At 58.4% G+C, this 12,154-nt stretch carries 13 protein-coding genes and 3 pseudogenes; 6 read left to right on the top strand and 10 right to left on the bottom strand.

What is annotated here, in order from left to right; translation table 11 throughout:
- The 7 genes and pseudogenes from ASD00_RS40190 to ASD00_RS19035 form a co-directional block, all read right to left on the bottom strand.
- Positions 1 to 170, bottom strand: a pseudogene (locus tag ASD00_RS40190) (S-(hydroxymethyl)glutathione dehydrogenase); the annotation flags it as partial.
- 22 nt (positions 171 to 192) lie between these two features.
- Positions 193 to 1,038 carry a xylose isomerase gene (locus tag ASD00_RS19060; protein ID WP_057208289.1) on the bottom strand — a complete coding sequence of 282 codons (846 nt, stop codon included), beginning with the start codon at positions 1,036 to 1,038 and terminating at the stop codon, positions 193 to 195.
- Between the two features lie 22 nt (positions 1,039 to 1,060).
- Positions 1,061 to 2,266: an FAD-dependent oxidoreductase gene (locus ASD00_RS19055; protein WP_057208288.1), complete on the bottom strand. Its 1,206-nt coding sequence runs from the start codon at positions 2,264 to 2,266 to the stop codon at positions 1,061 to 1,063.
- Between the two features lie 63 nt (positions 2,267 to 2,329).
- Positions 2,330 to 3,274 carry a substrate-binding domain-containing protein gene (locus ASD00_RS19050; RefSeq protein ID WP_057208286.1) on the bottom strand — a complete coding sequence of 315 codons (945 nt, stop codon included), beginning with the start codon at positions 3,272 to 3,274 and terminating at the stop codon, positions 2,330 to 2,332.
- A gap of 75 nt (positions 3,275 to 3,349) precedes the next feature.
- A complete protein-coding gene (locus tag ASD00_RS19045) occupies positions 3,350 to 3,661 on the bottom strand; it encodes a MocE family 2Fe-2S type ferredoxin (protein ID WP_057208284.1) in 312 nt (103 codons plus the stop codon).
- A complete protein-coding gene (locus tag ASD00_RS19040) occupies positions 3,658 to 4,692 on the bottom strand; it encodes a sterol desaturase family protein (RefSeq protein WP_057208282.1) in 1,035 nt (344 codons plus the stop codon). The genes ASD00_RS19045 and ASD00_RS19040 overlap by 4 nt, the downstream gene beginning before the upstream one ends.
- Positions 4,693 to 4,866: 174 nt before the next feature.
- A complete protein-coding gene (locus ASD00_RS19035) occupies positions 4,867 to 5,868 on the bottom strand; it encodes a LacI family DNA-binding transcriptional regulator (protein WP_057208279.1) in 1,002 nt (333 codons plus the stop codon).
- Between the two features lie 683 nt (positions 5,869 to 6,551).
- On the opposite strand from ASD00_RS19035, the gene ASD00_RS41305 reads away from it, so the two are divergent.
- The 5 genes and pseudogenes from ASD00_RS41305 to ASD00_RS41795 form a co-directional block, all read left to right on the top strand.
- Positions 6,552 to 6,743: hypothetical protein (locus ASD00_RS41305; RefSeq protein WP_210173875.1), on the top strand; the 192-nt coding region annotated here is incomplete at its 5' end.
- Between the two features lie 343 nt (positions 6,744 to 7,086).
- Positions 7,087 to 7,257 (top strand): hypothetical protein, encoded by a 171-nt coding sequence (locus ASD00_RS40965; protein WP_164474992.1) that lies wholly within the window; start codon positions 7,087 to 7,089, stop codon positions 7,255 to 7,257.
- A complete protein-coding gene (locus ASD00_RS41800) occupies positions 7,250 to 7,972 on the top strand; it encodes a hypothetical protein (RefSeq protein ID WP_244494248.1) in 723 nt (240 codons plus the stop codon). The genes ASD00_RS40965 and ASD00_RS41800 overlap by 8 nt, the downstream gene beginning before the upstream one ends.
- Before the next feature lie 10 nt (positions 7,973 to 7,982).
- Entirely contained in the window at positions 7,983 to 8,225 is a 243-nt protein-coding gene (locus ASD00_RS19020; RefSeq protein WP_057208276.1) for a hypothetical protein, read from the top strand.
- Positions 8,226 to 8,607: 382 nt separating this feature from the next.
- A pseudogene (locus ASD00_RS41795) lies at positions 8,608 to 8,829 on the top strand (hypothetical protein); the annotation flags it as partial.
- Here the strand turns inward: ASD00_RS41795 and ASD00_RS19015 are convergent.
- From ASD00_RS19015 to ASD00_RS19005, 3 genes are all read right to left on the bottom strand, one after another.
- A complete protein-coding gene (locus tag ASD00_RS19015) occupies positions 8,767 to 9,267 on the bottom strand; it encodes a GNAT family N-acetyltransferase (protein WP_244494247.1) in 501 nt (166 codons plus the stop codon). The pseudogene ASD00_RS41795 and the gene ASD00_RS19015 overlap by 63 nt on opposite strands.
- A 398-nt stretch (positions 9,268 to 9,665) precedes the next feature.
- A complete protein-coding gene (locus ASD00_RS19010; RefSeq protein ID WP_057208272.1) occupies positions 9,666 to 10,904 on the bottom strand; it encodes a type II toxin-antitoxin system HipA family toxin in 1,239 nt (412 codons plus the stop codon).
- Complete coding sequence (locus ASD00_RS19005) at positions 10,885 to 11,172, bottom strand: helix-turn-helix domain-containing protein (RefSeq protein ID WP_057208270.1); 288 nt, start codon at positions 11,170 to 11,172, stop codon at positions 10,885 to 10,887. Before ASD00_RS19005 ends, ASD00_RS19010 begins: the two co-directional genes overlap by 20 nt.
- Before the next feature lie 568 nt (positions 11,173 to 11,740).
- On the opposite strand from ASD00_RS19005, the pseudogene ASD00_RS42510 reads away from it, so the two are divergent.
- A pseudogene (locus tag ASD00_RS42510) lies at positions 11,741 to 12,106 on the top strand (tetratricopeptide repeat protein); the annotation flags it as partial.
- Positions 12,107 to 12,154 lie beyond the last annotated feature (48 nt).

The following is a 12,154-nucleotide window of genomic DNA, read 5'->3' as shown; positions in this document are numbered from 1 at the left end:
GGGAACAGACCTTCGGGGTCGGCGCCGGAAAGCGTGAAATCGTCGGTGTGGCAGATGCCGGTCGCCTTGACCTCGATCAGCACCTCGCCGGCCCGCGGCCCTTCGAGCTGAACGGTCATCACTTCCAGCGGCTTGCCGGCCTGAACGGCGACGGCGGCGCGTACATCCATAATAATATCTCCGATAGTTTGATTAGGTCAGGGGGCCGGTTGAGACCTTCGCCCACAAATCACGAGCATGTTGCTTCAGCGCCAGGGATTCCTCCCAACGGTCTGTAGTATCTTCGCCGAAGCGGTCTGTTATCGCATAGGGTTTGGGGCCGAGTTCGCAGACGAATGCGAGGCTGTCGTTCGCCCCTGCCCGCTTTTGCCAACTGCGAAAACCAAATTCCCACCAGCCGAGAAAGAGATCCACCCAAGGGCGATGGTGAGGATAGGAGATCTCGATTTGGACCTGTTCTCGTGAGGCTACTCTTCCGTGGAATGCCCAGGAGCAGTCCAGAATCTTCTCGATCAGTCGGTGATTTTCGTCGGAGATGGGCCAGGAAAACTCGCGCCCGACGAGGAAATGGGACACATCTCCCAGTAGCCTCAGATTCGGAAGACGATCAAGAAGGTCCAAGGTGAAGAAAAGGTCGGTGGTCATCCGATCGCGATGAGTCTCGATCAAAACAGGAATTCTCGCTTCCTCCGACAGTTGTTGCCAACCTTCAAGAAGTGGCAGGCAATCTTCTACGCGGCGCAAACGAACGTCGGGTTGCAGGCAGATATGGTGAACACCGAATTCGGCGGCGTTTTCAAGAACCGGCTTGAGATCATCTATGGTCGTTGGAAAACACTGGCCTTCGACCTGAAGGCCGAATTGGCGCAGCAGGGCGTGAAGCCACCGCACATACGCTCGGTCGTGCCAGTGCGCGCTTACACCATCAAAGCCTCCTTGAGCGATCCGCTCGACCTTCTCCTCGAGGGTGAATTCGGAGCGTCTGCTGCTGCGCAGTTCCATCGCCCAAAGTGATTGAAACACCAAAAGTGATTGCATTGCCCCATCCCCGCCGATTTGATCACGCGGCCCGCGCGCTTTTCAGAAGCGTCTTCAGATTAACCGCCGGGTCAGCCAATGACGCTGCATCGACAGCGGCGCCGGCAGCAATCAACATCTCGGCCAGCTTGATATCCTTGGCAATGGTGTTGCCAGCGCCCAGTCCTGCCGCCGCAACGAGCCGCCCGCCGTCCAGATAAAATTCCAGCTCTCCTTCTGCGAGGCAACGCACGACTGCCTGATGAGCGGGCTGCGGCAAACCCGCGACCTGCAAGCCCAGATCATATTGGTCGGTCCAGAACCAGGGGATGGCCAGGAATGCATCGTTGCCGCCCACCATGTTGCGGGCAGCAGTCTCGGCCTGGCTACGCGCATTGCGCCAACTCTCGAACCGGACATGCCCGCCGCTCGCCAACGAAACCGCCGCGCAGTCTCCGGCCGCGAATATGTCCGGATTGCTGGTGCGAAGGGAAATATCCACCAGGACGCCATTGCCGGTCGCAAGCCCTACCGCCTCGGCCAACGCCATATCGGGCTGAACTCCAATCGCTGCGACAACAATGTCGGCTGGCACCACGACACGATCGGCGAGATAAACGGCATCATCAGTGATTTCGGCCACCCCTTGTCCGAGATGGAACTGCACGCCCTCGCCCAGATGCCTGGCATGAAGCTTTGCGGCGAAACGCGTGGGTACGGCGCGCCCAAGCGGCTTTGGCGCAGCTTCAATGATGCTGACAGCAACGCGCTTTTTGCGCAGCACGGCTGCGAGTTCCATTCCGATCAGGCCGCCACCGACGATCGCGACGCTCTTGCCGATCTCGGCACCAGAGAAGATCGTCTCAGCATCCGCATAGGTGCGGAAGTCCAGCGCGCGTTCTGCGCCGGGGCATGTCAGCCGCCGCGGACGCGCGCCAGTGGCCAAAAGCAGCTTTCCATAGGTCAACACCCGCCCGTCGCTAAGCGCAACAGTATGGCTTTCCACGTCAATGCTCGACGCCGAGACACCCTGAAGGTAGTCGATGCCGGAAGCTTCCAGCGCCTGCGCTCCGCAGATCGGCTTCAACTGGACCGCACCCTCGATCGGTTTCGACAACGGCGGGCGCTCATAGGGCAGGTGAGGTTCCGAACCGACGAGCGTGACGGCTTCTAAGAAGCCTGCTTCGCGCAGCGCAAAGGCCGCTCGAGTACCGCATTCTCCGGCCCCGATAATGACGATACCGCCCATGCTCTATCTCCAGCTTGAAATGGCCTGGCGCAACGCAATTGCGATGCGCCAGTCGTGGGAGGATCAGTTCTGATGGGCGTATTCGGCCATGTTCTTGGGCGTGACGAGCTCGAAGGGAACCCAGACCGCCTTCTCGATACTCTTGCCCTGAGCCAATGCCGCCGCCGCATCGACGGCGCTCGCTGACTGGCCCTTGGCGTTCTGGAATACCGTGACGTCCAGGTCGCCTGCCGCCATGGCCGCCAGTGCGTCCTGCGTCGCGTCGATACCAACGATGATTACATCGTCCGTCGATACGCCCGCCGCTTTCAGCGCCTGAATGGCACCAATCGCCATCTCGTCATTGTTGGCAAACACCACGTCAATGGGTCGGCCGGCGGTGATCCAATTCGTGGTCAGATCCATCGCATTGGTGCGTGTCCAGGCAGCGGATTGCTCGTCAGCAATTGTCACGCCCTTGCAATCGCCCGCCGCCAGCGTTTCCTTCACCGAAGAGGTGCGATCCCGCGAAGCCTGATGCGCCAAATCTCCCATCAGGATGTAGACCTGGGCATCGCTTGCTTTTCCTTTTGCCTTCAAGAGCTCACAGGCAGCCTCGGCACCCAACTTCCCCGAGTCGGTCTCTTTCGAGCCAACATAGGCCTGCTTTTCGGGTAGCGTATCGACATCGTCGGGCTGAAGATTGAGGTAGACCAATGGAATGCCAGCCTTCTGCGCTGCTTCGCTGATGCCAGGGGCAGCCGACGTATCGGCAAGCGTCATGATGATCGCATCCACGCCCGAGGCGATGAAGTTGTCCAACTGACTGCGCTGTTTGGAAATGTCGGTTTGAGCATCTTCGATCTGAAGGTTGACGCCGCTTATCTGAGAAGCTCTCGCGTCGAGTCCCTGTCGTAGCAATGTCTGGAAATTGTTGTCGAAGCTCTGCATCGAGACGCCGATCGTCTCCGCGGACGCAGCCGTTCCCATTAAGGCGGCCAGAACGGCTGCCAGGTACATGGATTTCATATCATCCTCCCAGTAGGTGCCGGATCACCCGATCGCATTCCGGAGGCCCCACGGGCCTGTTCGGTAGCGGAGCCTTCAGCCGAGGGCCACGCGTACTTCTCCGTCGATCACCTCGGCCGGATAGGTTCTCAGATTCTCGCAGGCGGGAAGCCGAAGAGCCTCGCCAGTACGATAGTCGAAGACGCCGGAATGCTTGGGACATTCCACCTCGAAGTCCATGACCAACCCGTCTGCGAGATGGATCGCCTCGTGCGTGCAGAGCCCGGCCGTGCAGTAGACGTTGTCGTCCGGCCCGCGGTAGATCGCGTAAGTGCGGCCTGCGTGATCGAAGCGCAGCGCGCCTTCCTGCTCAATGTCGTCAAGTTTGCATGCTGAAACCCAGGTCATTCGGCGGCCTCCCCGATTGCGTTGCGTGCCTTGCGGGCTGCGAGTTTTTCCTTCCGCTTGCGATAGCGTTCCTGCATGCGGGCCTCGCCATCGGGAGAGCCGTCGTGCCAGGTGCCGAACCAGCGATCGAGCGGAATTAAGGCGTCCCCATAGTTCACCTCGAAATACTTGTGGTGGAGATAGTGAGCATAGGCGTGGCTATCGAGCAGCTTGTCTTCACCGACCTCAACCTTGTCGAAACCGACGTGACCAGGGATCGCACCAAAACCCGCATAGTGAAGTTGGTAGAGCATGATGATCGGGTTGGACGGCAAGATGAGGTGGTAGAACGCAGTTCCGAAATAGAGCAGATGCTCGATCGGATGCATCGACAACGACGACCAGGGCGATGGATTGACCGAGTTGTGATGGACAGAATGGACCCACTTGTAGAGGAACGGCGTGTGGATGAGCCTGTGGATACAGAAGAAGTGGAATTCGTGGATGATCGGGACCACGAGTGCGACGAGTGCCAGCGTCCAGGGATTTTCCGCAAACGTCAGCCAAGGCGCGTAACCATTGGCATAGGCCCACAGCATCAGGACTTCGATCGCGGTCCAGATTGTCACTCCAGACAGAAACGTTCGCAGGATGTTGTCAACGTTCTGGCTTTCGAACCAAAAGGCCTTGCTCTTCTGGTCGGCCGGAAACTTGCCGTTGTACTTGAAGCGGTTCTCCTGGCGCTTCAGGATGTAAAGATGAAGTTCGAAAGCGCCGTAGAAGAGAAAGACGCAGATTGCATTCACGGCATAAAGCGACGCGATCCAGCCCATGCCCAAGTCCTGCATCGTCTCCGTGGACGGTATCACCCAAGCCCAATAGGCCACGGCTGATACGGCGAAGATCGCATTCCACGGAAAGAAATAGTGTGGCAGCCACTTTGCAAGCGCCAGCAGCTTGAGCGGAAAGGCAAACAATGGCGCTAATTCAATCGGCTCGTTCGGAGCCCAATCACCGCGTTTGTTGCGCGTTCCAAACTTCAGATCATCCATTGCGCTCTCCTCCGCGGGATCGGATGTGCTCACAACCGCACAAATTGACGATGGAAGAAGGACGCATTTGGCGCCCCTATCCGGGTCCTCTTCCTCTGGGAGGCCGGCATCTTCCTTGACAAAAATCTAGCAGGAGGCGGGTTGGATTCCGAAAGTTCGTTTGATCTGATTAGATCAAAGCCCCTCAGGGGTGATGGTGATGAAGCGGATTGGAGCGAGATCCGGCTCGATCGACGTCAGGCCGATGCGTCGCAGAATGAGGTCGAGCGCCCGCTGGGCCTGTGCCTCCGGTGCCTGATCCAAAACCACGTCCATGATCCCATCACGCAGGGCCTTGCGCGTATAGTCTGTCAGCTCATGACCGACGAACAGCAGGTCCCGACCGCGGGGATCTCGGCGCAGCACGTCAATCAGTGCGGAATTTGCACCCCCGGCGTTATAGAGCCCGACGAGGTCGGGATAGATTTTGAGCGCGTTGACCAAAGTCTCCGCGCTATAAAGTTCGTCATCACGTGTGAACCCAAGCCATTCGAAGGCGATCGAACCAGGATGCTCGTGAAAGTAATCGGAGAACCCGCGGATGCGTTCGCGGTGCACCTGATAGATGGGATGGCACAAGGCAACGACCGAGCCCTTTGCCCGGGTCATTCGAGCAATGAGATGCGCCGCAGTCCGTCCGGCAGCGTAGTTGTCAATGCCGACGAACTCACCTTTCGTCTCAGAGGCACGCGTTACAACATGGACGACCGGGAGACCCCGCTCCACAACGGCTTCTACCGCCGCGCTGATCGTTGGATTGTTGGGAGCGGCCAAGATCAGACCTGCGCGCGTCATTTCGGTAGACATGATGCGCCTTGCGATTTCCGCAGACTTCATTTCTTCAGTGAAGGTGCGGTGCACGATTACGAGCGGATCGAGTGTCTCGGCAATCCTCTCGAAGGCATTAGCGAGCCGGCGGTAAAATGTCGTTTCAGGTCGAACCAACAAGACTTCAATGCGCAGCAGTCCGCGATGGGTGTCCGCAGGTAATCGGGGGTAATTGAGGGAGCGAGCGGCGATAACGACCTTCTCGACCAACTCAGCGCGTACGCCGCCTCGCCCGTTCACGACCCGCTCGACCGTTGCAGTTCCGACTCCGGCCAGGCGGGCGATATCCCGATAGTTCGGCTTGCTCACATTCCGGATCCCTAACAAAGGCCTGTACTACACGTAAGATGTCCCTCCATCATTACCTTGGCGTCAAGCGTCACAGATAGAATTCAGGAAATCGGATTGCTTCAGCTGCATTGTGAACGTCTTGCATTAGAGGGACCTTGCGAACAGCAAACGCCGCCCTAACATCTTCTGCAGGAGGAAACGCCATGCCGAAAATCGCCGGGCCTAGACATCCGAAATCTCACCCCGATCGTGACCTGCAATGCCAGGAGNCCGCCCTAACATCTTCTGCAGGAGGAAACGCCATGCCGAAAATCGCCGGGCCTAGACATCCGAAATCTCACCCCGATCGTGACCTGCAATGCCAGGAGGCGATCACTGATGAATTCCAGTTTTTGATCGAAAGGATCGAGGCAGCAGGATGGTCGCCCGAAGAGGCCTCATCAGCGTTGATCGAGCTGGCCGAAAACCACTATCTCTCGATCAATGCTGAGGCAGAAATGTTTGAGCTTGGCGCTGGCGTCGTGCTGATAGCCCCAAAGCCGCATTGATTGGGTGGAGGCTATCAAAATGCCCGGCACCACATGGCGAAAAGGCGACATGCCGGAGGATGGATCCGTAATCTTTGTCCGCGTCGTGCGCCCCTATCGATTCAAAATCTACAAATCGAATAGCGAGGAATTTCGACACGGCAAGAAGGGTCNCAATGCCAGGAGGCGATCACTGATGAATTCCAGTTTTTGATCGAAAGGATCGAGGCAGCAGGATGGTCGCCCGAAGAGGCCTCATCAGCGTTGATCGAACTGGCCGAAAACCACTATCTCTCGATCAATGCTGAGGCAGAAATGTTTGAGCTTGGCGCYGGCGTCGTGCTGATAGCCCCAAAGCCGCATTGATTGGGTGGAGGCTATCAAAATGCCCGGCACCACATGGCGAAAAGGCGACATGCCGGAGGATGGATCCGTAATCTTTGTCCGCGTCGTGCGCCCCTATCGATTCAAAATCTACAAATCGAATAGCGAGGAATTTCGACACGGCAAGAAGGGTCGATGGCAGCAAATGAATGAGTTTGGTGGTTGGGATAATTGCSAGCCACCTACCGGCTTCGAATGGTCGATTGAGCTCCGCGATTCRGCGCTCCCCTTTTTGAGTTATGCGGAGAGCCTCCCCAAATCTGGTCGTTGACTCTCTGCTTAATGAGAACATTTGTAGAACAGATTTACTCAGAAGGCATTGAGCATGAGCGACGAGGTTGGCGTTACCAAGAGAGGGGAAAGCGACCTGGCCAAGCACCTGGGCGAACACCACGGCTGGAAGACGTGGGGCGGCTTCGACTTCGCTATCGGAAGGGCCACCCCGAAGTGGCTCGGTTACGAACATCGGCCGGAGTGGAAGAAGGGCAATGCCTAAGAACGGTGCCTGGTGGCTATCGGAGCTTGTCGCCAAGGTTCGAGTCGAATGTTCATGCGGCATGAAGAAGCAATATGACGCCAAGGCGCTGCTGGAGCGCGTCGGCGACATGCCTATGCCCTCCCTTTTGGACCAACTGGCACAAGCAAACGGCTGCTCTAAAACCAAGAACAACTTCAATAATCGCTGCCAGCTGAAATACAGCGACCCAATGCCTTCGGAGGCCCCGCCCTCCCGATCGTACCGGCTGGCAATGCGGAACCAGCCGGACGACCGGAAGAAATCACCTTCGCCAATCTACCGGAATGGTGTGAGCTTTTCTGCCAATGCAAACGCTGCGGCCGAGAACATCACCTGGATCGGAACGACCTGGCGCGTCGGTTTGGCACGACGCAGTCGATCCTGGCACTTGGACGACGCATGCGTTGCAAGAAGTGCAGCAACAGCAACGGTAACGTGCTCCGGGTGCGAAAACAGAGACGGTGATTTGTCGACCGCCGCGATGGAACATTGTTGCTGCAAGGGTGTTATATGTACTCATGTCGAAGGTTGCACCTCTGCAAGGCCCCTCTCCTGGGGCCTATTTTTTGAGCTCAAACCAATCGACATTATCGGCCAGTTCCCGGCGCCTCTGTCCCGGATGGCAGCACCATATGATACGGTCCTCAAAACGACAGTCGGAAATTGGTACACGTTATCTTTGCTAAAGCCCTGAGGAGCCTACCATGTCCGATTCAGCAGACTTCCCACCTCTTCCAGATGAAATCGAAGCCGGACTGGCGGCCTACATGACCGACCCGGACCTTTCACCGCCACCTGCCGGCCGGGTCGACGCGGTCGAAACCATCTTGCGCGACTGGCTTATAGCACATCGGTACATGACGGACGTGCCGGAGCCCTCTCCGGTTAGGTTGGATACGAAAGGCGTGAATCGCGAGGAAGTGCAGTATCCAGGCTTTATCAAGTAAAATTGCGAGTTGAGGAGTGGCGCAGAAAGTCCGCCATGTCCGCGAAAATACCGGTCAGTATCGAATACGCGAGGAACGGCAGCTCCATCGATTCGCTATTCGCCTGAAGCTGCTTGCCGCGACGCTTTCAGCAAAAGAGGTATCCAGCGCTCAAGCAGCGTCCGGATGCCTGCTTTGACGGCGCGCCATTGGGATAGTCCGCTTTTCTTGGGATCCATCCCTCGACAGTCAGCGATAAATCGCGAAAGACCACGGTGTATTTGCCGAGGACCGTGAACAGGTGCTGGCCCGGGTGAAGGAGGGTGCGCTACATGGAAACCGCAGCACCCTCAACCGTGCCGCCAAGTGCGCACACGGAAGTTCTTCAACGGACTCACAGCCAGTGGAGGCGACCGAACACCGTATGCGGCAGATCATGCTCACCGCTGAGGCGGCAACCCTGGCGTTGATCCCGAAATCGCACGAGATCTTCTGGGGACCCATGGCCTACGCAATGATGGGTGGCATCGTCCTGGGAACGGCGCTGACGCTTCTCTGTGACCTATGTGGTGGCGATCGTCCAGCAGATCAGTGGGCCATCTTCTGGATCGACGCGTTCTCCTGATTGAACGAACCCGTTTCGTTCGAGCACGCGATGCGAGCCGATGTTATCCCCAGCCGTTTCCGCCGAAATGTTTCTGACCCGCGCATCGCCGCGTGCCCACCTCAGCAGTTCTGAAATAGCTGCCGTCGTATAGCCGCGGCCCTCGCGCGAGGGCGCAACGCCGTACCCGATATGCACGTCGCCGTTCTCAGGCGGCCTAGTGATCGAGCACAGACCCACCACCTCGCCATCCTCAACGATCAGCCAGGCCGATGGACTGAATTCCTCGTCGACGCCGCGATTGAGATCGGACAGCATCCGCAATACCTCCTGAGAGGCGATGGAGCTGTCCTGCACGAGGCGGAGACCTATAGGAGCAACGCCGTTCGCCAGCGCGTCGAAGGCGCCGGGGGTAAGGATTGTAAGCATGGTTTTTCTCACCTTTTGAAAGTACACCATTGTTGGCGATCAGGCCGAAACGCAGGGTAAAGGTCAGCCGCTCACAAACTTGCGACGGCTCATCTCCGCCGGCACGGCCGGTAGGTTGGAAGATTCGCGATGGCAATCAAAGGCATTCTCCCCAGGTGGGGCGTCGTTGGTACCAGCGAGTTGCTTCCCGTGCAATCCGCCTCTCTCGCCAAGTACATATTTCGATGAAACACCTGTATTTGCTCGTCCGAGCGCGAGCCGTGTCAGCCGGGTGCGTTCGTTCTGCTCGTGCTGCGGGGCATCGCGTCTGCCTCGGTAAGAGCGTAGTGGGATTAAGCGGCCGTGTTGGGAGGCACAAAGCTTTCGCACCTAACTGCGCCCCAAGCGGGATTTTTGCCGTTCTCGAAGGAGTTTTCTCGATCCGATGATCATCCGCACGCCTGAGCCAGAATTCGCCTGCATCTCTCCTGAACGCGATGAACGATGCGAACAAGGACTGCCGTCGGATCGCCAGCCATGGCCGCGATTTGCGGCGCGACGTCCTCACAAGCGCTACTGATGAGTCCAGCAAGTTCCTCCACCCGTCTGATGGTCGATGCGCCGCTCATTCCGAGCTCCTTGGCCAGTTCCTGCCAATCGGAACGCCTCAAGTCAGTTGCGTGGAAACGTCCAGCAATAGCCTGCGGTAAACTCTGATCCACCTGGCGGTAAACCGCCGCACACATCAGGTCGTAGAGCGGCGCCATCTTTGCGGATCCTGCAGCACCGATCAGGATCGAATAGTTTTTGGCGTGTGAATCCGAGTTGCAGATCAGCACGTTGAAGATTACCGCATCGAGAAGCTTCAGGCGTTCAGCAGGCGAAACGAGATCGCTGACGGCGCCGAACATCATCTTCAGAGTCACGCCACGACCTGTCGAGGATCGCTCATATTTCTGTGACGGAAAATGACCCGTCAACTGGCAGAGGTCCTCCTGATGCAGCCTGCGGATCTCGCCTCGCGGATCCGTGAAGCGGTCATAGCGCTTCACCAGCAGATAGCGTCGTTTCCCGGCTGCGCCTATGGTTGTTTCTGCGGCGTCCAAGCCGCAGGCCCGTGCTAGGGTGAGACAGAAGGCTTCGTTCTCGACGCTTCCGGCAAGCCGTCTGGTGTCCGGCTTGATGATGTGGGTCGACGGCGTTCCGTCGACTGGTATGGAGATCTTGCCTTCTTCATCGACGAAGACCGGCAATTTTTCCTGCACGCCCGCAAGGGACATGGAGACGCCGCGCTCTCCAACCAGAAAGGGTTTGGCCGGAAGTTCGTTGAGTACCCGTTCCAGTGCCTGTTCATCCGGAATTGGCTCATGGTTGACGCCCGCCTTTCGCGCCTCCCCGATGGAGAGCGCGCCTGCCGTGTCCCGCCCGATGTGACCAAGCAGGCCCACAATGTCCTGCGGAGATACTTTCAGACGCTGGCCGATCTCGGCGAGATGTGCTTCCGGAAGAAGGTTGGCAAGCCATGGCAGCAGCCTGTCGGCGCCGACGGAGCCTGAACGCAGCGGCATGGTCAGCGAGACGGGGAAGGCCGAGCGGCGTGCTTTCCAAGAAAGATCGTAGTCGAGCCGCCATTCCCCTTCGAAGGTCATGCGCGCGACGGGAAGGGTTTCATAGAAGATGGTTGTCATCCACCCTCACAAAGGTCGGCAGGAAGCCGAGGTCATCGTCCGGTGCGGTTGGGGTCATCAGGGCTGCCCTGAGATCGCCGATCTCGATGCCGACGGTACGCGCCACGATCAACGCCTTCTCGAGCTGGCAGCTCGGCTTGCCGGATTCGAGTTCGACGATGAAGCGCTCGCCCGTGCCTGAGCGAGCGGCAAGCTCGGTCTGGGTCCAGCCGAGGCCTTTGCGTTTTTCCCGAACGGCGGCGCCGAACTCGCGTGCGGACCTGAACATTGAAATCTCCAGTGGTGACTTACCGTACAGGAAGATTCCCAAAAGTCCAATGCGATCCGTACCGATCGGGAAGCAGCAGCACCAGCTACACAGAATCATCCTGCTCGGGAAGTTTGTGTTCCTCGTCCCTTGGTGAGCCGGAAGACCTTCGCGTGCACCGTCGTCGGCCCGCCCTGGATCCGGTTTGTGCCAGATGATTTCTGAGCGAACCCACCAACCGGCCTCCTGCAAGGCGATCGCCGAGCGGTTCGGGATCATGCAAAGGTCTATCAGAGGTCTATGGGTTTCAGATACCCGCTCTGCGATCGTGGTGGTGGCCCTCGCCGCCATTATCCCGGCGCTGAATCGGTCCGACCGTCGCGAACGGCTTGTCGCGAAAAGTGCGATCGTCGCCCATGACATCCGCGGCCGACCGCCCGTTCGGAGTCGTGGCGTAGCAGTTACCATAGTTGAGCCAGAGCGAGCCCTGCGGCTTCAACCATGACAGCGACATAATCGCCGAGCGTCGGCTCCAGGCCGATCTTGCCTTCAACACTATAGTCGCGAAGACGCAATCGAGCGCGTTTCGATGCTCATGCCTCGCCTCCCTGTTCGCGGTAACGGTTGCCCTCCTGAAAAGGAGTCCATCATGAGCACAAAACCTACTGAACCTATTCCCGAAAAGGCCCGAGGAGGTTCCACCAGATGTCCCCCGATACCCTGCCCAACCCAGAGCGACCCATCGAGGAGCCGGGACCTGATGATCCGGAAGAGGCCCCGACATTTCGCCATGCAGGGCCGCCTCCTGTTCGCCGCCGGCAGGCATTCGGAGGCCATTGCGGCGCTCCACAGAAGCGTCCCGGAGTCACCAGACGTGCTGATGTTCCTGGCGCGTGCGCATGCGGCCCTGGGCGAAATCGGCGAGGCGGCCAGGACCGCAGTCCGCTTAAAAGCTGAGTTTCCGGAGTATTCGGTCGAACGCTTCGTCTCGGCCTATCCCGTG

The organism is Ensifer sp. Root31 (genome assembly GCF_001424825.1).
Taxonomy (GTDB): Bacteria; Pseudomonadota; Alphaproteobacteria; order Rhizobiales; family Rhizobiaceae; genus Ensifer; species Ensifer canadensis.
This window is presented reverse-complemented; position numbering and strand designations above follow the sequence as displayed.